The organism is Salinivibrio sp. SS2 (assembly GCF_001722075.1).
In the GTDB taxonomy this organism is placed as follows: Bacteria; Pseudomonadota; Gammaproteobacteria; order Enterobacterales; family Vibrionaceae; genus Salinivibrio; species Salinivibrio proteolyticus.
This window is the reverse complement of the sequence record NZ_MEBP01000094.1, coordinates 24,540-49,245: the sequence shown is the minus strand read 5'-3', so window position 1 is coordinate 49,245 and position 24,706 is coordinate 24,540. Positions and strand designations below refer to the sequence as shown.

Below are 24,706 nucleotides of genomic sequence, written 5' to 3'. Positions count from 1 at the left end.
CCCCATTGGGATCAGTGCGTTAGGTGAATGATTTGATCAACAACGCCGTTTCTTCGCCGTTATCCTGTGTGTGCCTCCTTTAGCTTACTTGGTACTACACTATTGCTATGCTGGATACTGAACACTTTTATTCCTGTAACAATTGCAGTGTTACTACTACTACAACTTTCTGTTGCAATTGTTGCTCTGCAATCCGGTCCCTCTCTGGCTGTACCGATATCTTTAGTCGCTGCACTTAGCTTTAATTTTCTTTTCACCGCCCCGCGTTTTTCGTTACAAATGAGCGACGTCACTGATGTCATTAACTTGGTGGTATTTATGTTGGTCGCTGGCGTGACAAGCTACATAGCACACTTTTATCGCCAACAACGTGATGAATTAGAGCAAACCCGATTAAGAAATAGCATCTTACTCTCCGTTTCACACGACTTACGTACCCCGTTAGCGACAATTATTGGTACCTTGACAACGTTGCAAGCGTATATGAATAAACTGTCGCATACAGAAAGGAATGAGCTACTCGATAGCGCGACGCAAGAAAGCCACCGCCTACATCACTACATAGAGAACTTGCTGCAAGCCACCAAGTTGCAACACGGTAGTTTAGTGATCAATAAAAACGCTGAAAACATCATCGATGTTATCAATGTTTCTGTCTCTCGGTGTCATGAGCCTGAACGAGTAAAAATTACCAGCATTGAATCTCCTACTGTGCCGGTCAGCCGTGCACTCATAGAACAAGCCATTTTTAATATTATTGACAACGCCTTAAGATATTCTCCGGCAAACACCATTGTGACTATTCATGTATATAGTCAGTCAAACAACATATACATAGATATTAAAGATCAGGGTAAAGGGATCCCCCTAAAACATGCACATAAGATATTTGATCTTTTTTATACAACGCACGAGGATAAAAAAAGCGACAGTGGGTCAGGGCTGGGGCTGGCGGTTGCTAATGGAGTTATACGGGCACATCAGGGCAGGATTGAGTTAGCACACTCAGAAATAGGCTGTTTAATGAGAATTTGTTTGCCTGTTGATGGTGGAGAGTAATGATGGCATACCGCGTATTATTGGTTGATGATGAAAAACAAATCCATACATTTGTTCGAATATCACTGAATGCAGAAGGATTTGATTATCTCGGTGCATATTCATTAGATGGCGCATTAAGTGTTATTCAGAATCGGTCCCCCGATGTGATTGTATTGGATTTAGGCTTACCCGACGGCGAAGGTATTTCTTTACTCAATCACATTCGAGAAAAAGGACATACAACACCGGTTATTATTCTCACTGCGCGCGATCAGGAAGATGAGAAAATCACATTACTCGAAGCCGGTGCAAATGATTATATAAGCAAACCATTTGGCGTGAAAGAGCTTATTGTAAGAATAAAAGTGCTCGTCAGAGATTTAATCGCACCATCAAAGAAAACCGAGGATCTTATTCAGTGCGGCGAATTAAGCTTATCTTTGTCTAGCCATCAATTTTGGTATGATTCTCGTTTGATCTCGTTAACAAAGAAAGAATTTCACTTTATTAAAATGCTCATGGAAGGTAATGGTGGTTTAGTAAGACAAGACGATCTTCTTATCTCAATTTGGGGTGAAACACATAGACAAGACAGCCACTATCTACGTGTTTTAGTTAGTCAGATAAGAAAAAAAATATGCGAGGAAGAAAGTCGAAAAAATATAATAAAAACAGAGCCTGGTATTGGTTATCGTCTTTGTGTCGATGAGATTGAAAATGATTAATCCTAAAAGTACCGTTCGTTTATTATCTATGCCCATTCTATGGATGGGTGTCGTTCAGTTTTCATTTGGTATCCTATCACTGTTCCTATTTGATGATCATATATCTAGATTATTTTTTCGGCCAGCTATAATAATGCTATCTTTTTCTTTCTTATTATCTTTCTATTTTAGAAAAGAGAAGATTGAAAACGTAGCATTTAAAGATGCATTGATATTTGCAACCTTAACTTGGTTTGTAACTGGGATATTAGGCGCTTTGCCTATTTATTCTTTTACGCACGTGAACTTTTCTGATGCAGTTTTTGAATCTATCAGTGCACTAACGACGACTGGAGCAACAGTACTCTCTAACTTAGATACTATGCCACCTTCTTTTTTAATGTATCGTCAATTTCTACAATGGATGGGAGGGCTTGGTGTTGTCATTTTTGTTGTAGCAGTCTTGCCGATGCTCAATGTTGGCGGAATGCGTCTTCTTAAAGCAGAAACGCCTGGGCCAATAAAAGACGACAAACTTTCGCCTCGGATTACAAAAACCGCTCATTACTTATGGGGTGTTTATTTATCGATTACAATATTGTGCGCTATTTCCTATTATGTGGCAGGCATGTCTCTTTTTGACGCCATCGGCCATAGCTTTACGACCGTCTCTACCGGTGGCTTTTCAACACATGACGCTAGCATGTGGTACTTTGAAAGCCATAGCATTTTAATGATTGCCAATATTTTTATGCTGTTAGGCGCTATCAATTTTGGTTTGCATTTTCGTGTTTTTCAGCGCAGTGCAAAAGGCGTGAAGTTATACATTCAAGACGAAGAAGCCAGAACATTCCTACTTATCGTTCTTTTTTTAGGGAGTGTTTTAGGTCTCTATCTCTATAAAACCAATACTTACCCATCATTGGCATCTTCGGTAAGCTTTGCACTCTTCCATGTTGTGTCTTTTATTACGAGTACTGGTTATGGCGCTGCTGATTTAGGGGCGTGGCCTGCCGCAACTGCATTGTTCTTAGTTTTCTGTGCTTATCTTGGCGGCTGCTCTGGCTCGACAGCAGGTGGTAATAAAATTATTCGAGACATTATCACATTTAAAGTGATACGTCGTGAAATTCAGCAACTTTCTCACCCACGGGCAGTGATCCCTATTCGTTATCAAAAGAAAGCGGTTTCATCAGATGTTACAAATGCAATCATGGCCTTTATGTCATTAGTTGTTTTGACGACGGTAGTATTCACTCTTTTACTTATCATGACAGGACTTGATTTTTGGACATCATTTACCGCAGTTGTGGCTTGTATTAATGTACTCGGCCCAGGATTTGGTGAGGTAAGTAGTAATTTTCAGCCAGTAAGTGATATAGGAATTTGGTTACTTAATGTGGCGATGATCCTTGGTCGTCTAGAATATTTTACGGTTTTAGCAATGTTATTACCGCACTTTTGGAAAATATAAGAAGGTTACGAGACTATGGCACACTTCACTGTCATTGGGTTAGGTCGCTTTGGTGTTGCAGCGAGCCTAGAGCTTATTCATCTTGGTCATACTGTTACTGGTGTTGATAAAGATCCCAAAATGGTTGAACAGTATGTTGAAGATTTAACTCAAGCGGTCATTTGTGACTCTACAGATGAAAATGCACTGCGCGAACTCGATTTAGCGAACAGCGACGCGGTACTCGTTGCGATTGGAGAAGACATGCAATCCAGTCTCTTGTGTACGCTTGCATTAAAGAACTTAGGAGTTAAAGAAATTTGGGTTAAAGCCAGTACGAAAGCGCATCATACAATTGTTTCTAAACTAGGGGTTTCTCGCATCATTCATCCTGAAGAAGAAATGGGGATCCGTGTTGCTCAGTCTTTAAACTATCCAATGGTTAATAACTATCTTGCCATTGGTCATGGCTTGTATGTTGTAGAAATTGAGATAAAACCCAAACTTCATGATAGGACAATTGCACATGCACTTGGCGATGCGCGGACGAGCATCACGCCATTGCTGGTTAAGCGCGGTCAAGAGGTAATCACGGGGTTAGATACAGGTTTTGAGTTACGTACGGGTGATCAGCTTCTCTTGTGCGGTACACGTGCGGAACTGAAATATATTGCACCGAGGTTAGTGTGACATGGTGTTATGGCATCCTTCGATTAGCCCTATCGAGCGTAAACCAAAAGCGGGCAAGAAATTACTCGGTGCACCACCGCTAATTTTAAGTGGTAGTTTTGCCTTACTAATCCTACTGGGGACATGCCTTTTAAAACTCCCTGTTGCAACGACAAGCCCCATCTCTTGGATTCAAAGCTTATTTACCGCAACCTCAGCGGTGACAGTGACTGGGCTGGTTGTCGTTGATACAGGTACCCAGTTCACTATGTTTGGGCAAACGGTGATTGCACTGCTTATCCAATGTGGTGGGCTGGGTTTAATGACCTTTGCCATTGTGACGTTAATTGCGCTGGGCGGACGAATTGGCTTCTTACAGCGAACCGTCGCGCGTGAGGCGTTCAATCAGACAGACGCATCAACACTTACTTCGACAGCTAAGTCGGTCCTTGCGTTTGCGTTGCTAATTGAAGCCATTGGTATGGTTGTACTCACTCTCCGTTGGCAAGCTGAATTGGGTTGGACTGATAGCCTATTCCATGGCTTTTTTTACACCATCAGCGCATTTAATAATGCAGGATTTGCTCTCAGCGCTGACAGCTTAATGCCATATGTTGATGATATTACGGTTAATTTAACCATTACTGCGCTGTTTATTATTGGCGGGTTAGGGTTTACGGTATGGATAGATTTAAAGCGTCATCGCTGTTGGTCAAAACTGACCGTGTACAGCAAAATGATGATCACTGGGACATGTTTAATTAATGGTGTTGCATTAATTGCCATTTATCTTATTGAGTACGATAACCCTAATACATTGGCTCCCTTGAGTGAATCTGGAAAATGGCTTGCTTCGTGGTTTCAAGCAGTAACACCGCGTACCGCAGGGTTTAATACACTGGCGATTGATCAACTTGAGGATGCAACCACCGCCATTATCTTGGTGTTAATGTTTATTGGTGGAGGCTCGCTTAGTACCGCAAGCGGTATAAAAGTCGTTACTTTTATGGTGCTTATTTTAGCGACATATGCATTTTTACGTCGAGATGAAGCGGTTTACGTCTATAAACGTGAAATAGCCAGAGACACCGTCAGTAAAGCGTTAGCACTGTCTCTTATCTCGATTGGGATGACTTGGTTTGCTATTTTTTGCTTATTGCTGAGTGAAAGCGCAGAAATGACGGATGTGGTGTTTGAAGCCGTGTCTGCATTAGGAACGGTAGGCCTTTCAAGAGGACTCACTGGATCATTATCCGATGTCGGCGAGTGTATTATCATTTTTATGATGTTTGCTGGCCGACTGGGCCCGCTAACTTTGGCTTACTTTTTAGCCAGCCCAAGAAAGAAAAAGCTACGCTATGCAGAGACAAAGCTAGCAATAGGGTAGGATAGAAGTAGGCGATATATCTATCGTCTATTTTCGGATGAGAGATAACTTACAGCGATACATATTCTGATCAGCATGACGAATAAGCGCTTCGCTGGTATGGCCATCTTGTGGATATTGCGCCACCCCTTTGTGAGCAATCACGGAGATGGCTTGCCCATCTATCAGAAAGGGCGAGGAAAAAGCCGCATCGACGTCACTTGGCTGTGCGGAGATTGGTAGCAACACAATATATTCATCACCGCCGTAACGACAAACAAACGCGCGGTCAAGTTGATGCAATCGCTGACCAACAGCATGCAGTAGCCGATCCCCGACAAGGTGGCCATAATTATCGTTAATCTGTTTAAAATCACCTAAGTCGATAAAAATAAGGTAAAAATAGCTTTGAGTGAGGATTAACTCATAGATGGTATCATCCAGCGCAAAGCGATTAGGAAGCTCGGTTAAGTAGTCTTGGTAGGCGCGTGCTTTTAGTTGCTTAATTTGCTCGAAATGGTGTGATATATCGGTGAAAAACGAGAGGTACGTTGTCGCGCAATGATCGTGGCTAATCGCAGAAAGTGACAGCTGCGTGGTTAATACTTCTCCATCTTGACGACGATGGTGAACTTCTCCCTCCCAATGTCCTCCGTCGCTGACAGCTTTCCACATGGTTTCTAAGGTATCTTGCTCATCAAGCCCATCACGCAAAAATGCCGGTGTTCTGCCAAGTAAGTCGGCTTGCGTATACCCAAACATGGCTTCAAACGCGGGGTTAACTGCTTGAATAATATCGTGGCTATCCGTCCACATCATCGCAACCGGACTGATATTAAAATAAGATACCCGTTGCGCGCCTGCTTGCTGAGGAACCACGATTTGTACCATTAAGCCCATCGATGGCGCCAGCCGTGTCACTCTTAAGGTATAGCGTCCCTTTTTTCCTGCCAAACAACACCCCAAAATATCCGAGCATTGTGCTTCTAGTAGCGCATGAGAGAGACGTAATAATAACGCGGCTAAATCCGCGTTTTGCTTCGAGAATGGGAAAACCTCAAAAAAGGATGTGGCAGCTTCATACGGTTGAGTACACAAAGCCATCGCTTCAGGATTCGCGTACGCCAAGGTGAGATCGTCACGCAACATCACGACCGACGTTATCAGTGTATCGAATAATGTTGCGTTCATGGCTTTCCTCATCTTTTTATGTGATTTATACAAAAACCATGCCTATTGAGTTTTTCTATTTCTGTATCACTTATGGGTAGCACACTTAATATAGTCAACGAATGCGTTAATATGCTTTCTGTGTTTAATATCAATTAAAACATAACGTTAATTTTAGTGAATGGTTGATAAGTGTATTGAACCCTCGAGTCTTCTCTTGCATGAAAAGCGAACAGTGACTATCATCACGCTTTTGTTTTTTAGGAGAGTTGCCATGCACATGACGCCGCCCTAGTCGTTCCTGCCTTATTGCCTTCCGCTCAATGTATTCTCTTAACAAAGACTGAGACTGTTCATGATTGAAACAATGAAACGTGATTGGTTTTCCAATCTGCGTGGCGACGTACTGGCTGGTATTGTGGTTGCGTTAGCGCTTATTCCTGAAGCGATTGCTTTTTCTATTATTGCAGGCGTTGATCCAAAAGTTGGGTTATACGCCTCATTCAGTATTGCGGTGATTATTGCTGTTGTCGGTGGTCGACCTGGGATGATATCTGCGGCAACCGGCGCCATGGCGTTATTGATGGTGACGCTAGTCAAAGAGCACGGCCTTGAATATTTGTTGGCCGCCACCGTACTAACGGGTGTTTTGCAAATTCTGGCCGGTTATCTCAAGCTCGGCGATCTCATGCGCTTTGTATCACGCTCGGTAGTCACTGGGTTTGTTAACGCTCTTGCGATCCTCATTTTTATGGCCCAGCTGCCTGAGCTCACTGATGTGACGTGGCATGTGTATGCGATGACACTCGGTGGACTCGCTATTATCTATTTATTCCCCTATGTGCCGGTTATCGGCAAGTTGTTGCCTTCTCCATTGGTGTGTATTTTGGTCCTGACGACACTTGCCGTCAGCATTGGACTCGATATCCGTACGGTGGGCGATATGGGCGAATTACCAGATACCTTACCGGTGTTTTTATGGCCCGATGTACCGCTTAACCTTGAAACGTTAATGATTATCTTCCCGTATTCAGCAGGGCTAGCAGTTGTTGGTTTACTTGAATCGATGATGACCGCCACCATTGTCGATGACCTAACCGACACGGGTAGTGATAAAAACCGTGAGTGTAAAGGCCAAGGCATCGCGAACATTGCCACCGGCTTTATGGGAGGGATGGCCGGTTGTGCCATGATTGGTCAGTCAATTATCAACATCAAATCGGGCGGTCGTTCGCGCTTATCCACGCTGTGTGCGGGGATATTCCTGCTAATCATGGTGGTGTTTTTAAGTGACTGGCTTAAATTAATCCCCATGGCGGCCTTGGTAGCGGTAATGATTATGGTCTCCATCGGGACATTCTCATGGAGCTCTATTAAAGATCTTAAAACTCATCCTTTATCGACCAATATTGTGATGGTCACTACCGTGATTGTGGTGGTGGCGACCCATAACTTAGCTATCGGGGTTTTGGTCGGTGTGCTATTGGCGGCTTTGTTCTTTGCCAACAAAATCGGCCGCTTTATGGTGGTCAAAAGCGAGCAATCACAACCTGATGAGCGTATTTATCGCGTTATTGGGCAGGTTTTCTTTGCCTCTTCCGAGCAATTTATTGAATCATTTGATTTTAAAGACGCGGTTGAACGCGTCACCATTGATCTGTCTGCCGCACACTTTTGGGATATTACGTCTGTCTCATCGCTCGATCGCGTGGTGATTAAATTCCGCCGAGAAGGTACCGAGGTGAATTTAGTGGGCATGAATGAGGCAACCGCTACCATTGTCGATAAATTTGGCGTGCACGATAAGCCTGAAGAAGTCGAAAAACTCATGGGCGGACACTAAGGAGCGCACGATGAATAAAATTATTGCTTGTATTGATGGGGCATCTTACACCCAATCGGTGACGGATCTAAGCATTTGGGCGGCTTCACGCCTGTCTGCACCGCTGACCTTTTTGCATGTATTGGAAAAGCCCGCGAGTAGCGATTCTGAGTTATCAGGCAGTATCGGATTGGGTAGCCGTGAACAACTGATGAATGAGTTAGTCGAGCTGGATGAAAAACGCGCCAAACTAGCCTTGCAACATGGAAAGGCGCTGCTGCATGAATGCGAAGAAATGGCACTCTCAAAAGGAGTGACTGAGATCTCACGCTTGCAGCAACACGGCCATTTACTTAACGCGCTGCTAGCGTTTGAGTCGACCATGCGAGTGCTTGTGATGGGTCGCTCCGGTGATGCGCACCAGAACGATGCCAAAGCGATTGGATCACAACTCGAAAGCGTCGTTCGCCGTATTCACAATCATATTTTGATTGCCACTGGGGATGTCACGCCACCCGATAGCTACCTTCTCGCGTTTGATGGCAGTGAGGTCAGTGAAAAACTGGTAGAGAAAGCGTTAAATACGCCCCTTCTTAAGGGCATGACCTGTCATTTGGTGATGGTAGATAACGACGCACATTCAGAGGCGTTTAACGGTGCGGCACAGCGCTTAACCGCCCAAGGCATGGATGTTGTTCAAGCCCGTTTGTCGGGTGACCCTGCTCAGGCTTTATTGGCGTACCAAGCGCAACAAAACGTGGGCTTAATCACTATGGGCGCTTACGGCCATACTAAGCTACGCCAGCTATTCGTGGGGAGCACCACCACACGCATTGTGATTGACTCGCCCGTCCCTCTGTTATTGATTCGATAATGGTGATTTATATCTCTAGGCGGAGTGCTGCTCCGCCGCTTTCCTCCTTCTATATCCCCGAGCCCGCAAGACGACTAAAGGTCACACCGCAACGACATTATCTGGCGGTGTAGCCTTCTGTGACGGCATTCAAAACGCGATCTTGCTTTTGTACACATAAAAAAGTGTAAGTTTTCTTCGTATCGCTACGTCTAATCATTAATGATGCGCGAGGAGGTTTTTATGTGTTGCACACCAAGAAGCGATCCGGCGAAGATGCTTCGTCACCCTAGCCACGTAAAGTGTGAAGTGATGCTCACCACTGAGCAGCGGAGAAGGTATGCGGAGGTTGCGAACCGAGCATTAGAGCGGCGAGAAGCTAAGCAAAAGCGCATGCCGCGTCAGCAAAGCGTCAAATCCAAAAAAAGCAGTCTGGTTATGATTTTCTTGGCGTGGTGTCAGTTATGAGCGCAAACAGTTATTAAATCTTGATTTTTTCAACTAGAGTCGAAGTAGACCGTTATATAAAAGTAGAGAAAATCGATGATGAAAATCATGTCCGTCGCGCTTCGATGGCCGATTATACAAACAGCGCTCAAAGTGGCTTTTGTGGTTGGAACGATACTCAATGTTATCAATCAAGGCCATGCTCTATTAGGCGAGAGTCCGATTGCATGGGGGCAAGTGGTACTTAATTATCTGGTTCCTTATTGCGTCTCTTCATACAGCGCAGCCAAGATAGAAATGCGCGAGGATATCCGATCATGAGTACCGATCTGAACATGCACTCTCTATCGGATATCAGTGATGAAGTATTTAAAGATCCGCAATTTATCAGCAACCTAAGAAAAGAGATGCTTAAGTTTGCTCAGCTTCAATTAAGAGACGATGCTAAAGCAGAAGATGCGGTGCAAGACGCATTATTGGCGGCCTACCGGAGTATCGAAAAGTTTAGTCGTCAGTCTGCTTTTAAAACATGGGTTTTCGCTATTTTAAAGAATAAAATCATAGATATACTGCGAAAAGGTCAGAGGGAAATCAGTGTAAGCCAACCTGTCAGTGATGAATCAGATGCATTCGATGAAGTACTGTTTACTCAGCGCGGGTATTGGCATACTGATGAGCGCCCAGAGCGATGGTCAACGCCGACGGAGTCAGTAAAAGATCAGCAGTTCTGGCTGGTCTTTGAAACGTGTTTACATGGATTACCTGAACACTTAGCGCGCGTTTTTATGATGAGAGAATTTGTCGAGCTAGAGAGTGATGAAATATGTCAAAACTTGGCGATCACTACGAGTAACTTGCACGTTCTACTGTATCGAGCACGACTAAGATTGCGAGAATGTTTAGAAAACAAATGGTTTCGAGGAGCACGGCAATGATGATGAACTGTCAACAAGCCACTCGCTTACTGTCTGACGCTTTGGACCGTGAGCTGACAATAAAAGAGAAAGCGGCGCTCACTGTTCATACATCGATGTGTTCGGGGTGCCGTCATTTTGGTAAGCAAATGGGCACAATCCGACAAATCAGTAAGCAGTTTGTCAACGGCGATAGTCCCGACAAAAATCAAGACTCATACCCCCCCTAATCCCCGCCCGCCAGCGCCCGGTTATCATTAGTCACATAATGTTTTTCCATATCTTATCTGTGACGCACGTATAAAAAATCATGCACATCATCTTATCTCTTCTACAGTTATCAATGATTAACAAAAATAATGTCAAAAGATGTGTAAGAAACGGATAGGTATACACGACAAATCACTAGAGACAAGGAAACAGTCGCAAGTCGTGGTGAGATTATGACCATCACATTGCACTCTCTTTCTCTATCTTATTGATTCAATGAAAATCGTCAAAAACAATGGAGAGACATGATGAACAAAGCCATAGTTTCAGCGTCACTAGTCACTGCTTTGAGTACCGCATTAGTCATGGCGGCAGCGCCTGCTGAGGCGTCGGGGATGAAAGACAAAGAAAAATGCTACGGTGTTGCCTTAAAGGGACAAAATGATTGCAAAGCCGGGCCAGGCACCTCATGTGCCGGTACATCAGTTAGAGATTATCAAGGCAATGCATGGTCACTGGTGCCTAAAGGGACCTGTGAACAAACGGTCTCGAAAACGTCGCCAACAGGGTTTGGTCAGCTGGAACCCTTCGAAGAAAAAAACGCGTGATCACACGATGACTGCGACAACACTCTCCCGCCTTCCCCTGTCTGTCGGGGTTGGTTTGAAACCTGAACATGTTCAAACCATCCTCGATACTCAGCCTGATATTGGCTTTTTTGAAATCCATGCTGAGAACTATATGGTGGCTGGCGGGCCATTTCATCATCATCTCGAACAGATCTGCGCCCACTACCCGCTTTCAATTCACGGCGTGGGATTATCGATTGGCGGAGAAGACCCGTTGGATGACGCGCATCTAGAGCGGCTAGCTGCCTTAATTGAGCGCTATCAGCCAGCCGTTTTTTCTGAACACCTTGCTTGGTCTTCTCATCAAGGTACGTTTTTAAACGACTTACTGCCTGCCCCCTATCATCAAAAAACACTATCGCGGGTTTGTGACCATATTGATCGTGTTCAAGAAAAGCTAGGTTGCAGAATGTTACTCGAAAATCCCGCCACCTATGTGGCGTTTTCTGACTCCACATTGGCTGAGGAAGACTTTATCGATGGCATTATCAAGCGTACAGGCTGTGGTTTACTGCTTGATGTCAATAATGCCTACATCTCTTGTGTGAATCACGGACACGATATGGCTTCATATCTTCAAGCTTTACCTTTGCATGCAGTTGCGGAGATCCATCTTGCCGGTCATGCCACGGATGTTGACTCGATAGGTGCCCCGCTTTTAATTGATAGCCATGACGCTCCCATTAGCCAAGACGTGTGGCATTGGTACCGTTTTGTGATTGAACGCATCGGGCCCACACCGACCTTGATCGAGCGTGATAATAACATACCGCCATTTTCCGTCTTAGCGGCGGAAGCGAAACACGCACTATCTATGATGATGCAGACGCGGGAGAAGGCATGAGCATAGATCGACAAACCCAGTGGATGACTGATCTTTTCGCCTCAATGCCCTCGTGTCCAGAAGGATTAACGACATGGAATGGGTCCGATCCCTCTCAGCGCTTTGCCGTCTACCGAAACAATGTCATTGTTTCCTTAACGGATGCGCTTGCGGATAGCTTTCCAGTAGTTCAAGCGTTAGTTGGCGATGATTTTTTCGTTGCAATGGCTCGCGAGTTTATTCGCACACATCCGCCAAGCTCGCCTGTTTTAGTGTGGTATGGTGCTGAATTTCCTGGTTTTATCTATAATTTCTCGCCCGCGTCTAGTGTGCCTTATCTGGCTGACGTGGCACGGTTAGAGTGGATGAGAGTGGCGGCATGGCATGCTGCAGATGCTCCTCCTATGGCACAGGAAGCGCTAACAGCATGGCTTGCCAATGGTGATGCATTAGCACAAACAACGATTGAACTACATCCTTCTTTATCGACTTTTTGCTCTCAGTATCCAGTCGCTTCTCTTTGGGCCGCGCATCAACATGAGACCGTCAATCTCTCGCACATTGATCTTGCAGTATCGGAAGCGGTTGTATTAATCAGACAAAATATGCGCGTAGACATTACACGCTTTGATCACCACACAGTTCGATTTATCTCACTGCTCAAAGAAGGGTTGTCCTTTGCTGATGCTGTGCAGCGGGTCGGTGAGCTTGAACTTTCTGCCACGTTAGCGTGGCTGCTAAAAAATGAATGTATTGTCAATGTGCGACCTATGAGAGAGTGACTTATGTTAGTAACCCTTGTTAAATGGATTCAATCATCCATCACCTTATTTACATGCATACCTAATACACTCATCGGGTTACTCGCGCGTTTTTCTATTGCGGCTATTTTTTGGAAATCAGGCCAAACGAAGATAGAAGGACTGTCGATTGACCTTATCGCTGGCGAGTTTGAACTAGGGTGGCCGCGTTATTCTGATTCACTGCTTACTCTATTCCGCTATGAATATCAATTGCCACTCATTCCACCGGAGATCGCCGCCCCCATGGCCGCTTTTGCCGAGCATTTATTTCCACTGCTTATTTTAATCGGATTTGCTACGCGGTTTTCTGCATTGGCGTTACTTGGAATGACAGCGGTTATACAGGTATTTGTCTACCCAGATGCATACGCGACACATGGTGTATGGGCGGCTGTTTTGCTTTTTTTAATTGCGCATGGGCCAGGGCGCGTTTCCGTTGATCACCTTTTGAAACGGTGGTTTGTTGCGAGGTAAAGCATGCGTATAAAGTTTCGTCTTTCGTTAAGTTATGCGGTTTTGTTGATGTTTTTGGCCGCGATTGTTGTTGTCGCCGCCCTTCGTTTAGAGCATCTGGCGGATAACACGCAGACCTTAGTAGAACAAGATTCGCGTCGGGCCGCTCTGACTCACGCGATTAACCTGCACTCAGAAAGTGCTGCAGGGCGCCTTCTTCTTCTTTTTCTGCTCGAAGAGCGGGAGCAACGTGTCAGCATGTACAAAGAAATTGATCGTCATAACGCGGCCATCAACACTGCGCTTGACGCGTTAGAACCTTTGATGACGAGTCAGCAAGAACAGGCACAATTACAACAACTTTCACAATATAGAGATCAATTTAATCAGTACTTTACTGCGACAGTTGAAGCGTTGGAATTTGGTGACCGACCCGAAGCGACAAGACTCATGGCTGGGCCGACACATCAAGCGTTAAACCAAGTGCTTGCATTGACGTCTGAATTAGCGCAATACCAGCAACAATCAATGGAGCAGCGTCAAGACGAAGCCCTTGATCTTGTGCACATGTCAATTCGCACTGTTTTGATATTAGGGGTGGGGGCACTTTTGACTGGAGGATTTATGGCATGGTACATGACTCGCTCCATTATGATGCCACTGAATCAGGCAGTAAAAGGCACAACCGCGATTAGCCAAGGTAATCTGACGACGATTCCTTTCGTGGTAGGTAAAGATGAGTTAGGTGATTTGTTATCAGGCATGACACACATGCGCGAGCGTTTAAGGCAGGTTATCAATGCAATCAATCACAGCGCCACGCATGTCAACACGTCCGCTATCGCGTTACAACGTGCATCCTCTAACGTCAGATCTGGCTCTGCAGAGCAAAGTACATTAACACATGCCATTGAGTCTTCCGTCGCGACCTTCTCGGAAGGGATCACATCATTGGCCTCTCACGTTCAAACGACGCGTGATGAAGCGAGTAAAGCACGTGACATGGCGTCTCAGGGAGCAGAAGAGATAGTCCGAGTCTCGGACGAAATTGTCACGATTGCCACAACGGTCGATAAATCGGCACAAACGGTGGCGAAATTGGAGCGGAGCGTCTTAGAAGTAACAGATACAGTGAGTGTGATCCGTGATATTGCCGATCAAACCAATCTCCTGGCCCTCAACGCATCTATTGAAGCCGCGCGTGCAGGCGAAAGTGGACGAGGCTTTGCCGTTGTCGCCGATGAAGTCCGTACACTTGCGACGAGAACAGCAGATGCAACCGGTAAAATTGATCAAGTGATCACTCAAATTAATCAGCAAGCCAAAGAATCTATCCTTGAAATTGAACGCGGAAAAAAAGGAATGGAAAAAGGGACGGCCTTAATCCGAGGTATCATTGCGCCTTTGGATGAACTTCGGGTAGGTGCTCAACATTCCTTAGAAAGTATCGATAAATTAAATTTAATTGTGCGCGATCAAGTAGCGGAAAGCGACGCGATTGCAGCCCATATTCAAGAGATCGTCGAAAAGACACAGGTCAACCAGCACGCTGCCGATGAGGTTGCCAACATTACCGATGTCTTAAGTGATACGTCCCAACAACTTCAAGATGCAGTAGCAAGTTTTCGAACCTAATCTTACTGGCGTTCGCTCACCGTAAGGCACTAAAAAAACGCATTTTATCCAACGTACTAATTAACATCTGATGACTCTTGTTTCTTATTGTGTGCGTGGATAGCTGCGTGCAAACGATAACGAATCATCGTTAAACGTCGCTTTACGGTACTCTCTGATAGCTGACAAACCATCGCGATCTCATTACTGGAAAGATGAAATAGATAGGTAAGAGCGAGTATCTCTCTATCACACGCACTCAAATGCGAGATATATGTGCCGAGTAGATCGCTACTTTGCGGTGATAAGGTACTTTGGCAGCGTTGAATGAGTGTGCGACGTAATGAGATAATAATGTTAAAAAGGGTGTCATTAGTCATTTTTCGCGTGATCTTAATCAGGTGAACTTCGACATCATCGCAATAAAAACCTAACCATAATCCATAGCGATATAGTGAATTAATGATATTGGGCGCCAACATGCCTCTCTCTCACCTAGCCTTATCAATGCCTATCAGTGTAGACACTGTAATGGCTCAAGTCATGTTTCACCTAGACATCGAGAGAAATGAAAAGGGGCAGCGCCCCTTTTTGTATCAGTCTTTCTGAATAGCAACAAAGCGCGTGGCTTCTACTTGAGTATTTTTAGCGTCTATCGTGTATGTGATAGAGCTACTTGCATTGTTGGTTGTGGGAATAAATACACGCCCATTTTCTGTGGTTAAGCGTGTCTCACTAAGTGACGGAGTGGTCACTGTGGCACCATTGACCGGCTCACCATTATAACTGACTTCGACCCAAGCGCCTTGCTGTGCCGGTGTTACATCGACATTCAAATTGGCCATTGCAGGCGTAGCCGTAACGGTGATTAATGCTGCTAACGTCATTGCTTTCATCATATTGTCTCCCTCGAGATTGTTTCGTTTCAGCGCGAATCGACTCAATCTCATCCACGCTCATTTATGTTTAGTGATAAAGCGTGATTTAAGCCACATAATGTATCGATAGTCTTGGTCGAATAATTCGATGAAAGTTTTTAGTCAAAATCAGGTCTGCTGAAGCCGCTATTTGATTGGTGACGCCCTGCTTCGCACGGCTATTGACGTCGCACCGCAACTGCGTTGCTTTCAATCTTTGGCACCTTAGAAATTAATTTTTGTATCCTAAATTTATCTCTGCGCTCTAAAAACCCTTTACATCCGTTTAAAATGCTGTAGTGTGGCTAAAGCTCTAGATACGGAGCATCAAAAGACATCAAGTCAAAGTCGAGACAGACCACGCTATTTCCCGCATAGACTCTCTGCAGCAATCCACTTTCGCTTTTTCCTAGATTGATAACCCGTTAACACCCCTTTTGCTATCACTCATTGGTGGGTATCACTGTATTAATGGTGATCGTTCACCCCAAAAGAAACCGACGCATCTGCGCGGCCTATGACGGATAACCACTGAGGGGGCAGAGCAATAATCATTTAACTCATGGAGATAAAATATGGCCGCTACTAACGGCAGACTGCGTCACTGGTATCATTTACGCCGTGCACAAACACAAACTAAAACCGCTAACAACACAACCAAAACAGTAAGGAACGCCATTGATAGTTAACTTTTCACTCCCTAATCTTGCCAACTGGCAGGTCGCGATTCATCAATTTAATGGGGATATTATCCTCAAGCACTTGCTCCATCGCCTACCGACACTATCCCAACCGACGCTACAGTTTGATCCTAGCACCGAGCTTGGCGCCATTTTTAGCCAAGGTGAATGCTTGGGTGAATTCTCTCTTGCGCACTAACGCTTAGACAATATCGCGCGTTTCCATAACCTATAGAGATAGAGGCCGCCTTTCCGTTCATTGAACGAAGCTGGTAAAGTGTCTTGCTATTAACAAGACAACAAAGGCAGCCTCACACGTGAAAATAATTTCATTCAATATCAATGGTATTCGTGCTCGTTTGCATCAATTACAAGCCTTAATTGAAAAGCATCAACCTGACGTGATCGGGTTACAAGAAACCAAAGTTCATGACGACGCCTTCCCGCTCGCGGATGTCGAAGCGATGGGTTATGAAGTGCACTTTCATGGCCAAAAAGCCCATTATGGTGTGGCAATGCTATGCAAAAAGTCCCCTATCAGCGTGCAAAAAGGCTTTCCCACTGATGACGAGGACGCTCAACGCCGGATGATCATGGCGACTTTTGAAGACGAAAACGGCAAGCCAATCACTGTGCTCAACGGTTACTTCCCGCAAGGGGAAAACCGCAGCCATGAAACCAAATTCCCCGCCAAGCGTAAGTTTTATCAAGACTTAATGACCTATTTAGCTGACCGTGATCCGAGTGAGCAGTTAGTGGTGATGGGCGATATTAATATCAGCCCGAAAGACGATGACATCGGCATTGGTGAGCAAAACGCCAAACGCTGGCTACGCACCGGTAAGTGCTCTTTCTTACCCGAAGAGCGTGAGTGGCTGGGCACTCTGATGGACTGGGGGTTTGTTGATACCTTCCGAGCCCTGCATCCAACCGTGAACGATCAGTTCTCGTGGTTTGACTACCGTTCCCGCGGCTTTGACGATAACCGCGGCCTGCGTATTGACGTGATTCTGGCCACTCCAGACCTGGCGAGCCAATGCATCGATGCCGGCATTGACTACGAACTCCGTGCAATTGAAAAACCGTCAGATCACGCGCCGATTTGGGCAACCTTTAAGTAAGCCCCAAGGCGCACGCGTTGGATAAAAAAACGCCGCAGATGATCAGGGGATCACTGCGGCGTTTCTTATTTGAGATTGAGCCGATTAGCTCAGCGGCCTTAAATGGCGTAGGAAGCGGCGCTCCGCTAAGCGGAACATCCAAAGGATGCTAAATGTCAGCGCCATATAAAACACGCCGGCTGTCAAAAACGACTCGAACGGCGCATAGTAGCGAGAGTTAACTATCCGAGCGGCACCGGTTAAATCGACAATGGTGATAATCCCTGCCACCGCTGAGCCGTGTAGCATAAACACCACTTCGTTACTGTACGCCGGCAACGCACGACGCATCGCGCTCGGCAACACAATGCGCGAAAAGGCTTTATAGGGGCTCATGCCATAAGCGATCGCCGCCTCGACTTCCCCTTTAGGAAGGCCATTAATCGCGCCACGGATGATTTCCGCTGTGTAAGCGGCGGTGTTCAGCACAAAGGCCACTAAGGCGCAGAACCAAGCGTGCTGCCACAGGGAATTCTCGACATTGATCACTTGGCTTAAGCCGTAATAAATCAGATACAACTGAATCAACAGCGGTGTGCCTCGGAAAAAATAAATAAACGCCCACGCTGGGTAGCGCCATAAAGGGAATTGCGCGTTGCGTGCTACCGCGACCGGCACCGCCACCACTAAACCAATTACCAATGCCAGTGATACCAGCCATACAGTGGTCCACAATCCCTCGAGATAGATGGGCCACGTTTCCAGAACAAGTGAAAAATCCATAAGCACCTACCGCGTGTGAATACTAAAGCGACGCTCCATCCAACGCAGTCCCGTGGTTGAGATACTGGTGAAGAGCAAGAAAATCAGCGCGACAGTAAAATAGAAGGTAAATGGCATTTGGGTGGATCCCGCCGCCAATGCGCCTTTGCGCACCATGTCATCAAGACCGATGATTGACACCAGCGCGGTAGTTTTAAGTAGCACCAGCCAGTTGTTACCGAAGCCTGGTAACGCGTGACGGATCATCTGCGGCAAAAGAATACGGCGAAACGCTAAACTGCTGCTCATGCCATAGGCACGTGCCGCTTCCATCTCTCCTGAATCCACTGCCATAATCGCGCCACGGAAGGTTTCGGCCATGTAAGCGCCAAAGATAAACCCGATGGTTAGGATCCCGGCGATAAATGGGCTGACATCGACGTAATCCGGCAAATAAGACGTCCACTCATGACTGGGATTCTGGCCTGCCATATACTCATTGAGCCACTCATTCATCCCATACAGGCTGTTATTGAGTAGCATTTGTCCGCCATAAAAAATCAGCATCATCAAGACAAGGTCAGGGATACCGCGGATCACTGTCGTATAAAGGGTGGCCACACCACGCAACGTTGAAAATTTTGACAGTTTTGCCAACGCCCCGAGCATACCCAGCAACATGGCAAGACCTAACGAGAGCAGCGCAACCTGAAGGGTCACCCATGCACCTTCGAGCAGGGACCACTCGTAACCTTTCAAATCAATCATATGATTCGGGCAGCACTTTCATGCTGCCCGCCTGCCTATTACTCGCCGTATACGTCGTAGTCGAAGTACTTGGCTGCAATCTCGTCATACACGCCTTTTTCGCGTAACGAATCGATCGCTTGGTTAAGCTTCTCAGTCAACGCTTTGTCTTGCTTGCGTGTCGCAATGCCAAAACCTTCACCAAACCACTCAGGATCGGTTAATGACGGGCCAATAAACTCAAACGCATCACCGCCTTCTTTATCAAGCAGGCCTTGTTGCAGTGCTGACGCATCGCCAAGAATCGATTCGATACGGCCTGCTTTCAAATCAAGGTAAGCTTCATCGAAAGTGCCATAGCGAACGATATCGACCGCATCGCCATAGTTATCCGTCAGGTACTTATCATGGGTGGTTGCGCGCTGAACACCAATTTTAACGCCATCTAATCCCTCTTTGGTAAAGGTCAGATCCGTGCCTTTTTCAGCCACAAATTTGTTCGGGATGAGGGCGTATTTGTTGGTGAAATCGACTTTCTTTTTACGCTCTTCGGTGATAGACATCGCCGCGATGATCGCATCGTATTTACGCGCTAACAGTGAGGGAATGATGCCATCCCAATCCTGAGCGACGATTTTACACTTCGCTTGCATCTCTTCGCACAGCGCATTGGCCATATCCACATCAAAGCCTTTCAGTTCGCCTTCATTGGTGGTCCAACTAAATGGAGGGTACGCCCCTTCGATCCCAAAACGTACGACCTTCCAATCCTTGGCTGCTACGGAGGTTGACCCAACCGCGGCCATCACGGCGGCGGCAACTAGCCATTTTTTCATTTTCCTTTCTCCTGTCGTTATTACGATGTTGTGCGGGCTACGCCCATTTGCATGGTTATGCTATTGATATATTTAATTAATAGATTGATGAGATAAACTGCTTCAGGCGTTCTGATTCCGGGGCATTAAACAACTCTTTCGGATCACCCTGCTCTTCAACCAACCCTTGATGTAAAAACATCACATGATTCGAGACATCACGTGCAAAGCTCATCTCGTGGGTAACCACCAGCATGGTGCGTCCTTCTTCAGCCAGTGAACGCATCACTCCCAGCACCTCACCGACTAACTCAGGATCCAGCGCGGAGGTTGGCTCATCAAACAGCAACACTTCTGGCTCGACGGCGAGCGCGCGCGCAATCGCTGCACGTTGTTGCTGACCACCGGATAGATGGCCTGGGTAGTAATCGCGCCGTTCATACAATCCAACGCGATGCAACAATGCCTCAGCTTGTTCAATCGCTTCCGCCTTGGGCACACCCAATACATGAACAGGCGCTTCAATAACATTTTGCATCACCGTCATGTGTGACCAAAGGTTGAAGCCTTGAAATACCATTGCCAGACGCGAGCGAATGCGTTGCACTTGTTTGTCACTGACGGGAACAGGCTCACCAGCGCGATTGTTTTTCATTTTGATCAACTCACCATTGACCCAAATTTCGCCGCCGGTGGGCGTCTCAAGTAAATTGATACAACGCAAAAAGGTGCTTTTCCCGGATCCGGAAGAGCCAATAATAGAGATAACGTCGCCACGGTGGGCGTCGAGAGAAATGCCTTTGAGCACTTGGTGCTGCCCAAAGCTTTTTTTGAGTGACTTAACCTGTAGCGCTACAGCTTCCGTCATGCGCTAGCTCCTATCATCCATGAAATCTGTTGTGTTTACGTACCGCCCACATCAAATGCGCGCTTATTATTACTCACGGTTGGGTGAGTGCCTGACTCCTCACCATCGTTGGTGATTAATTCGACATATTGCAATCGAAAATATCACCCCTCCCTCTAATGAGCAACATTTTGTTAACCTTAAAAATGGAATTATTATAGTCAATATTATTGCATAAAAAGTCAAACGCAAAATTAACTGCTGAAAAAACAACCAGCACATTCGTCACATCGAGATCGTCGACATACCAACAAAGTTACAACTGTCATCTTTCTCTACTCTGCTTCCAACAGACAACCGTCGGCAGTATGGGCGAGATACAAAAAGGCGAACGTGAGGTATCGCTTAACAATAAGCATAGCGCAGCACATTGTTTTTAAGGAAATAAAGTAGGCGCTGAATAGAAACCCAAACTCTCACGCACGAGTGGTGAAAGCTTTTCAGTGTTAATACGCACCAAGAAGTAACAAAACTGTGAAGGGGCGAACGCTAAGACCATGATGGCAGACAAAAGCGCCCGCATTGTAAGACAGATTAGGAAATAGATAGATCAGACAAGCTCGCGCGACCTGCTTTAAGTAATTCCAACGTCTCTCGCCAACGTTCAGCCAAGCCTGAGGTATCCCTTGCTTGCCACTCATTTAAGGCAAAGTCAGCCAAGGCATAATCTCCCGCTTTGATAGCGCTAATAGATAGCCACTGCCAAAGCATCCTATCTTCTTTTAAACCATGAGAAAGCGCCACTTGGGACGTATCAATCACCTCTTGCCAGCGCTTGAGCTGATACGCCAACATCACTTGAAGCTTAAGGGTTTGTTTATCAGGCGCGCTCAGGTTGATCTCGCTGACCCGATTAAGTGCCGCCACACGCTGGTTGTCTTGCAACAGACACTGCACCAACAAAAGTTGCTCATCTCGTGTGGGAACGCGATCCAATTGGCTTAACCCTTGCTGCCAATAAGCCAGCGCTTCTTGAGGTTGGGTTTGTTCGAGTTGCTCTAGCGCCAATGTGCGATACAAAGCAATGTCGGCCCTCGCTCTCGCTAAGTATTGACGGGCTTGAGAGTGCGATCCGGCATGCGCATGTGCTCGCGCAGCCTGATCCAACCATTTCGGCGCAACATCGTCTTGCTGAGCCAATGCATCAAAGGTACGTGCCGCGGCAGAAAACTGCGACAAGGCCATTTCACTCAACCCTTTGGTTTGCAGAGTAAACGCATCCGCATTGCCGCTCTTTTGTAGTCGCGACGCATAGTCAATGGCCACATCATAGCGAGATAATGCGTAAGCCGACTGCATCGCCAAACGGTTGGCATGCGGCAGTAATTCATGGTGCTCGGCCATCTGCCGCGCATAACGAAGGACTTCATCATATTGTTTAACGCGGTAGGCTAAGGTAATCACTGCCGATAAGGCGTCCGCTTCGCTGTCTCTACTTAATGCATTGAGCGCGAGTGCCTGACGATAACTGCGATAAGCCTCTGCCCGTTGCTGTAAATACAAATGCGCTACGCCTTGCAGACGCAATAACTCGGCACGTGCTGAATTATCCAGTGCTGCATCATCCTCCGCGGTCAGCAACGTTTTGCTATTTTGCAACGCCTGCTGATACGCCCCTTGTTGAATCAGACCACTGACGGCATCTACACTGGCGGTTTGTTGTCCGTACGCGGGCGCCAACACCAACATACTTGCCAGCATACAAGCGTGAATCCTCTTACTCGAAAAAGCGCTTCCTAAGCTCGAAATCAGTCGCCGCACCAAACTTATCCATTGTTCAACCATGATGGGAAGACTATAACGCAATTTTTCTTTATCAGCAGCGCTTGCCGTCATGCTGTCTACATTCCTTGGCGTATGATCGCGTTCCTCGACTCAGTCACCCACTTTCACCCTCGATACTCGCCTGTTTTGTAGCACATTTTAGGCGTGATTTTTGGTAAAAAAATTACAAAACTCCGACATGGGTGGCTTTTTAGGCACATTTGGCGCGCTAAAAAGCGCCGATAACTGGCCGTGGCACGTAAAAAAATTACACGGTAATGATCTAAGTCAACATTCAGAAAATCCTCTATTGTTAGCATGCTGATAACGAAACAGAACACGGCCACAAGGCCAGCGTAAAAACACTATAAAGACTGGCTAAACCACTGTTTCGAAAGCTTTTGCTTTCTGTAGACGAGGAAATTATGGCAACACATGCTCAAGACCGCAGTGTGAGTCACGAAGAAAAAAGCGAATATCAAAAGAAGCACAAGCCGGCTTCATCGTTCGCCTCCCGCGCTGACTACCTGAATCACGAACTACAAATCATGCGTCCGCGCCGTTGGGGGCTAAACCTGCCCGGCCGTGACTTCCGTTTTGAACTTGAAGATCTTGTTCCCGCGCTAGCTGGTACCATCGGCATCATCGCAATGTATTCTGCGGTAATGATGTCATGGGCTGAGGGGCTAACCGCAGCGTGGGATCACATCACACTTGGTAAAGCATTTGCCGTCGAGGTTGCTCGCGTGGAAATGTTAATTCCTGCTTTATTGTTTTGTGTGTTACTGTGCGGCTTTATCAACCCCCGCGCGAACTTAGCCGGTAACCACGGTCCGATGATCCCGTTGGTCGGAACCATCGCCTTGGCCGGTGCTCACCCACTTGCTCTCGGTATTCTGATCGGCGTATTTGGCCTGACCTTAAGTTACCTCAAAGGTGGGTCCAAACTGGTAAATCTTACTAGTCAGGGCGTGGCCGGTGGCTTGCTGATTTTCCTCGGCTTTGGTGGCGCAAAAGGGCAAATTGAGAGCCTGTTGGCTTGGGGCGCAGAGATCAACATGGGCTATGTCTCCATCTTGATTCTTGCCGTGTCGATTGTGATTTATGCCTTCTTGGCACGGATTGGTAAGCGCTGGCTGGCGATCCCTGTATGCGCCATTACTGGTGGTTTGATTGCCACTGCACTTGGTGCGGGCTCGTCATTAGAGTTTGTCACCCAGCCCGGTATCCCAAACCTTAACCCTGTGTACTGGTGGGGATCGACTGAACAAGGTTGGCAGCTAGGTTTGCCTAATGTATCGCACTTCTTAGCGTCATTGCCATTTGCTTTGCTCGCGGTTGCGATGTGGTCGCCAGACTTCCTTGGTCACCGTATTTTCCAGGAACTAAACTATCCCAAAAAAGCCGAAAAAGTACTGATGGATGTGGATGACACCATGACAGGCTGCTCAATTCGCCAAATGGTCGGCGCCTCAGTGGGTGGCGGTAACATCACATCATCATGGGGCACCTATATGATCCCGGCTGCGATAGCTCGCCGCCCGATCCCAGGTGGTGCCATTATTCTCGGTTTACTGTGTATCGGTGTGGCTTTAATTGGTTACCCAATGGACGTTGCCACTTGGCCTCCAGTGATGACTATCGCACTGCTTTCAGGGGTATTCCTGCCCTTGCTTGAAGCAGGCATGCAGATGGTCAAAGACGCCAAATCAAGTCAGTCAGCCGGTATTTGTATTTTCGCCTCCATGGCTGTTAACCCAGTCTTTGGTTGGGCAGTCACAATGCTTTTGGACAACAACGGCCTTATCGGTGACAAAGAGCGTCCTAAAACGCTGTCATCGGTTGACCGTCTGGTGATTCCAACCGCCACTGTGATTATTTGTATTGCTGCCATGTTGGCAGTTGGAATGATTCCCGGCATTCCAGCGTTATTGTAATAACTCAGCCCCGCTTACGGGCGGGGCAATCCGGATTTAAATCGATGGGTCGCAGGCGTCAGCCATACTGACAAACACTATGACTGAACCTGGTCCCGATAAACTT

General features: G+C 46.5%; 26 protein-coding genes. 18 read left to right on the top strand and 8 right to left on the bottom strand.

All coding sequences use genetic code 11. The features are described 5' to 3' along the window. Positions 1–66: 66 nt before the first annotated feature. Genes BGK46_RS11395 through BGK46_RS11375 form a run of 5 tightly spaced genes read left to right on the top strand, consistent with a single transcriptional unit; the run spans position 67 to position 5,254 of the window. Positions 67–1,059, top strand: a complete 993-nt coding sequence (locus BGK46_RS11395; RefSeq protein ID WP_069589392.1) for a sensor histidine kinase — start codon at positions 67–69, stop codon at positions 1,057–1,059. 2 nt (positions 1,060–1,061) lie between these two features. Continuing rightward, on the top strand, positions 1,062–1,766 hold the full coding sequence (locus BGK46_RS11390) for a response regulator transcription factor (RefSeq protein WP_069589400.1): 705 nt from the start codon (positions 1,062–1,064) through the stop codon (positions 1,764–1,766). Further along, complete coding sequence (locus BGK46_RS11385) at positions 1,759–3,219, top strand: TrkH family potassium uptake protein (protein WP_069589390.1); 1,461 nt, start codon at positions 1,759–1,761, stop codon at positions 3,217–3,219. Before BGK46_RS11390 ends, BGK46_RS11385 begins: the two co-directional genes overlap by 8 nt. A 15-nt stretch (positions 3,220–3,234) precedes the next feature. Beyond that, entirely contained in the window at positions 3,235–3,888 is a 654-nt protein-coding gene (locus tag BGK46_RS11380) for a potassium channel family protein (RefSeq protein ID WP_069589389.1), read from the top strand. Position 3,889: 1 nt separating this feature from the next. Next, complete coding sequence (locus BGK46_RS11375) at positions 3,890–5,254, top strand: TrkH family potassium uptake protein (RefSeq protein WP_069589388.1); 1,365 nt, start codon at positions 3,890–3,892, stop codon at positions 5,252–5,254. Positions 5,255–5,281: 27 nt separating this feature from the next. Here the strand turns inward: BGK46_RS11375 and BGK46_RS11370 are convergent, their stop codons facing one another. Further along, the gene (locus BGK46_RS11370) at positions 5,282–6,424 is read right to left on the bottom strand and encodes a sensor domain-containing diguanylate cyclase (protein ID WP_069589386.1); all 1,143 of its coding nucleotides are present in this window, start codon (positions 6,422–6,424) and stop codon (positions 5,282–5,284) included. A gap of 334 nt (positions 6,425–6,758) precedes the next feature. Between BGK46_RS11370 and BGK46_RS11365 the strand changes: the two genes are divergently transcribed. From BGK46_RS11365 to BGK46_RS11315, 10 genes are all read left to right on the top strand, one after another. Beyond that, positions 6,759–8,246 (top strand): SulP family inorganic anion transporter, encoded by a 1,488-nt coding sequence (locus tag BGK46_RS11365; protein WP_069589384.1) that lies wholly within the window; start codon positions 6,759–6,761, stop codon positions 8,244–8,246. A gap of 10 nt (positions 8,247–8,256) precedes the next feature. After that, entirely contained in the window at positions 8,257–9,099 is an 843-nt protein-coding gene (locus BGK46_RS11360) for a universal stress protein (protein ID WP_069589381.1), read from the top strand. Positions 9,100–9,621: 522 nt separating this feature from the next. Continuing rightward, the gene (gene nrtS, locus BGK46_RS11350) at positions 9,622–9,846 is read left to right on the top strand and encodes a nitrate/nitrite transporter NrtS (RefSeq protein WP_069589377.1); all 225 of its coding nucleotides are present in this window, start codon (positions 9,622–9,624) and stop codon (positions 9,844–9,846) included. Beyond that, positions 9,843–10,460, top strand: coding sequence for a sigma-70 family RNA polymerase sigma factor (locus tag BGK46_RS11345; RefSeq protein ID WP_084781415.1), 618 nt, complete (start codon positions 9,843–9,845; stop codon positions 10,458–10,460). Before nrtS ends, BGK46_RS11345 begins: the two co-directional genes overlap by 4 nt. Next, positions 10,457–10,669, top strand: coding sequence for a zf-HC2 domain-containing protein (locus tag BGK46_RS11340; protein ID WP_217492735.1), 213 nt, complete (start codon positions 10,457–10,459; stop codon positions 10,667–10,669). Before BGK46_RS11345 ends, BGK46_RS11340 begins: the two co-directional genes overlap by 4 nt. 285 nt (positions 10,670–10,954) lie before the next feature. Beyond that, positions 10,955–11,257 carry a DUF2282 domain-containing protein gene (locus BGK46_RS11335; protein ID WP_069589375.1) on the top strand — a complete coding sequence of 101 codons (303 nt, stop codon included), beginning with the start codon at positions 10,955–10,957 and terminating at the stop codon, positions 11,255–11,257. 7 nt (positions 11,258–11,264) lie between these two features. Next, the gene (locus BGK46_RS11330; RefSeq protein WP_069589373.1) at positions 11,265–12,122 is read left to right on the top strand and encodes a DUF692 domain-containing protein; all 858 of its coding nucleotides are present in this window, start codon (positions 11,265–11,267) and stop codon (positions 12,120–12,122) included. Continuing rightward, a complete protein-coding gene (locus BGK46_RS11325) occupies positions 12,119–12,883 on the top strand; it encodes a DNA-binding domain-containing protein (protein ID WP_084781413.1) in 765 nt (254 codons plus the stop codon). The genes BGK46_RS11330 and BGK46_RS11325 overlap by 4 nt, the downstream gene beginning before the upstream one ends. Before the next feature lie 3 nt (positions 12,884–12,886). Then, positions 12,887–13,378 carry a DoxX family protein gene (locus BGK46_RS11320; protein ID WP_069589371.1) on the top strand — a complete coding sequence of 164 codons (492 nt, stop codon included), beginning with the start codon at positions 12,887–12,889 and terminating at the stop codon, positions 13,376–13,378. A gap of 3 nt (positions 13,379–13,381) precedes the next feature. Beyond that, entirely contained in the window at positions 13,382–14,992 is a 1,611-nt protein-coding gene (locus BGK46_RS11315; protein WP_069589369.1) for a methyl-accepting chemotaxis protein, read from the top strand. 56 nt (positions 14,993–15,048) lie between these two features. On the opposite strand, the gene BGK46_RS18035 is transcribed toward BGK46_RS11315, so the two are convergent. Next, a complete protein-coding gene (locus tag BGK46_RS18035; protein ID WP_371440486.1) occupies positions 15,049–15,351 on the bottom strand; it encodes an RNA polymerase sigma factor in 303 nt (100 codons plus the stop codon). A gap of 216 nt (positions 15,352–15,567) precedes the next feature. Further along, positions 15,568–15,870 carry a hypothetical protein gene (locus BGK46_RS11305; protein ID WP_084781411.1) on the bottom strand — a complete coding sequence of 101 codons (303 nt, stop codon included), beginning with the start codon at positions 15,868–15,870 and terminating at the stop codon, positions 15,568–15,570. Between the two features lie 696 nt (positions 15,871–16,566). Between BGK46_RS11305 and BGK46_RS11300 the strand changes: the two genes are divergently transcribed. Together BGK46_RS11300 and xthA are read left to right on the top strand one after the other, a co-directional pair. After that, positions 16,567–16,767 (top strand): hypothetical protein, encoded by a 201-nt coding sequence (locus BGK46_RS11300; RefSeq protein ID WP_046073639.1) that lies wholly within the window; start codon positions 16,567–16,569, stop codon positions 16,765–16,767. Positions 16,768–16,885: 118 nt separating this feature from the next. Next, positions 16,886–17,689 (top strand): exodeoxyribonuclease III, encoded by an 804-nt coding sequence (xthA, locus tag BGK46_RS11295; protein WP_069589365.1) that lies wholly within the window; start codon positions 16,886–16,888, stop codon positions 17,687–17,689. Positions 17,690–17,773: 84 nt separating this feature from the next. Here xthA and BGK46_RS11290 read toward each other — a convergent pair whose 3' ends face one another. The 5 genes from BGK46_RS11290 to BGK46_RS11270 form a co-directional block, all read right to left on the bottom strand. Next, positions 17,774–18,451 carry an ABC transporter permease gene (locus tag BGK46_RS11290; RefSeq protein WP_069589363.1) on the bottom strand — a complete coding sequence of 226 codons (678 nt, stop codon included), beginning with the start codon at positions 18,449–18,451 and terminating at the stop codon, positions 17,774–17,776. Positions 18,452–18,457: 6 nt separating this feature from the next. Continuing rightward, positions 18,458–19,198, bottom strand: a complete 741-nt coding sequence (locus BGK46_RS11285; RefSeq protein WP_069589362.1) for an ABC transporter permease — start codon at positions 19,196–19,198, stop codon at positions 18,458–18,460. 38 nt (positions 19,199–19,236) lie between these two features. After that, positions 19,237–20,013 (bottom strand): ABC transporter substrate-binding protein, encoded by a 777-nt coding sequence (locus BGK46_RS11280; RefSeq protein WP_069589361.1) that lies wholly within the window; start codon positions 20,011–20,013, stop codon positions 19,237–19,239. A 76-nt stretch (positions 20,014–20,089) separates the two neighbouring features. Then, a complete protein-coding gene (locus tag BGK46_RS11275) occupies positions 20,090–20,860 on the bottom strand; it encodes an ABC transporter ATP-binding protein (RefSeq protein WP_069589359.1) in 771 nt (256 codons plus the stop codon). Positions 20,861–21,433: 573 nt separating this feature from the next. Next, positions 21,434–22,735: a tetratricopeptide repeat protein gene (locus tag BGK46_RS11270; protein ID WP_069589358.1), complete on the bottom strand. Its 1,302-nt coding sequence runs from the start codon at positions 22,733–22,735 to the stop codon at positions 21,434–21,436. A 353-nt stretch (positions 22,736–23,088) separates the two neighbouring features. Here BGK46_RS11270 and BGK46_RS11265 point away from each other — a divergent pair, with 353 nt between their 5' ends. Continuing rightward, the gene (locus BGK46_RS11265) at positions 23,089–24,600 is read left to right on the top strand and encodes a DUF3360 family protein (protein WP_069589357.1); all 1,512 of its coding nucleotides are present in this window, start codon (positions 23,089–23,091) and stop codon (positions 24,598–24,600) included. The last annotated feature ends 106 nt before the right edge of the window (positions 24,601–24,706 follow it).

Coding starts and splice junctions, on each gene's coding strand:
- BGK46_RS11285 (WP_069589362.1), bottom strand. CDS start 19,198: ATGATTGATTTGAAAGGTTACGAGTGGTCCCTGCTCGAAGGTGCATGG.
- BGK46_RS11305 (WP_084781411.1), bottom strand. CDS start 15,870: ATGATGAAAGCAATGACGTTAGCAGCATTAATCACCGTTACGGCTACG.
- BGK46_RS11275 (WP_069589359.1), bottom strand. CDS start 20,860: ATGACGGAAGCTGTAGCGCTACAGGTTAAGTCACTCAAAAAAAGCTTT.
- BGK46_RS11370 (WP_069589386.1), bottom strand. CDS start 6,424: ATGAACGCAACATTATTCGATACACTGATAACGTCGGTCGTGATGTTG.
- BGK46_RS11340 (WP_217492735.1), top strand. CDS start 10,457: ATGATGATGAACTGTCAACAAGCCACTCGCTTACTGTCTGACGCTTTG.
- BGK46_RS11320 (WP_069589371.1), top strand. CDS start 12,887: ATGTTAGTAACCCTTGTTAAATGGATTCAATCATCCATCACCTTATTT.
- nrtS (WP_069589377.1), top strand. CDS start 9,622: ATGATGAAAATCATGTCCGTCGCGCTTCGATGGCCGATTATACAAACA.
- BGK46_RS11265 (WP_069589357.1), top strand. CDS start 23,089: ATGGCAACACATGCTCAAGACCGCAGTGTGAGTCACGAAGAAAAAAGC.
- BGK46_RS11345 (WP_084781415.1), top strand. CDS start 9,843: ATGAGTACCGATCTGAACATGCACTCTCTATCGGATATCAGTGATGAA.
- BGK46_RS11360 (WP_069589381.1), top strand. CDS start 8,257: ATGAATAAAATTATTGCTTGTATTGATGGGGCATCTTACACCCAATCG.
- BGK46_RS11375 (WP_069589388.1), top strand. CDS start 3,890: ATGGTGTTATGGCATCCTTCGATTAGCCCTATCGAGCGTAAACCAAAA.
- BGK46_RS11270 (WP_069589358.1), bottom strand. CDS start 22,735: ATGACGGCAAGCGCTGCTGATAAAGAAAAATTGCGTTATAGTCTTCCC.
- BGK46_RS11380 (WP_069589389.1), top strand. CDS start 3,235: ATGGCACACTTCACTGTCATTGGGTTAGGTCGCTTTGGTGTTGCAGCG.
- BGK46_RS11385 (WP_069589390.1), top strand. CDS start 1,759: ATGATTAATCCTAAAAGTACCGTTCGTTTATTATCTATGCCCATTCTA.
- BGK46_RS11315 (WP_069589369.1), top strand. CDS start 13,382: ATGCGTATAAAGTTTCGTCTTTCGTTAAGTTATGCGGTTTTGTTGATG.
- BGK46_RS11325 (WP_084781413.1), top strand. CDS start 12,119: ATGAGCATAGATCGACAAACCCAGTGGATGACTGATCTTTTCGCCTCA.
- BGK46_RS11335 (WP_069589375.1), top strand. CDS start 10,955: ATGATGAACAAAGCCATAGTTTCAGCGTCACTAGTCACTGCTTTGAGT.
- BGK46_RS11280 (WP_069589361.1), bottom strand. CDS start 20,013: ATGAAAAAATGGCTAGTTGCCGCCGCCGTGATGGCCGCGGTTGGGTCA.
- BGK46_RS11390 (WP_069589400.1), top strand. CDS start 1,062: ATGGCATACCGCGTATTATTGGTTGATGATGAAAAACAAATCCATACA.
- BGK46_RS11330 (WP_069589373.1), top strand. CDS start 11,265: ATGACTGCGACAACACTCTCCCGCCTTCCCCTGTCTGTCGGGGTTGGT.
- BGK46_RS11365 (WP_069589384.1), top strand. CDS start 6,759: ATGATTGAAACAATGAAACGTGATTGGTTTTCCAATCTGCGTGGCGAC.
- BGK46_RS18035 (WP_371440486.1), bottom strand. CDS start 15,351: ATGACTAATGACACCCTTTTTAACATTATTATCTCATTACGTCGCACA.
- BGK46_RS11290 (WP_069589363.1), bottom strand. CDS start 18,451: ATGGATTTTTCACTTGTTCTGGAAACGTGGCCCATCTATCTCGAGGGA.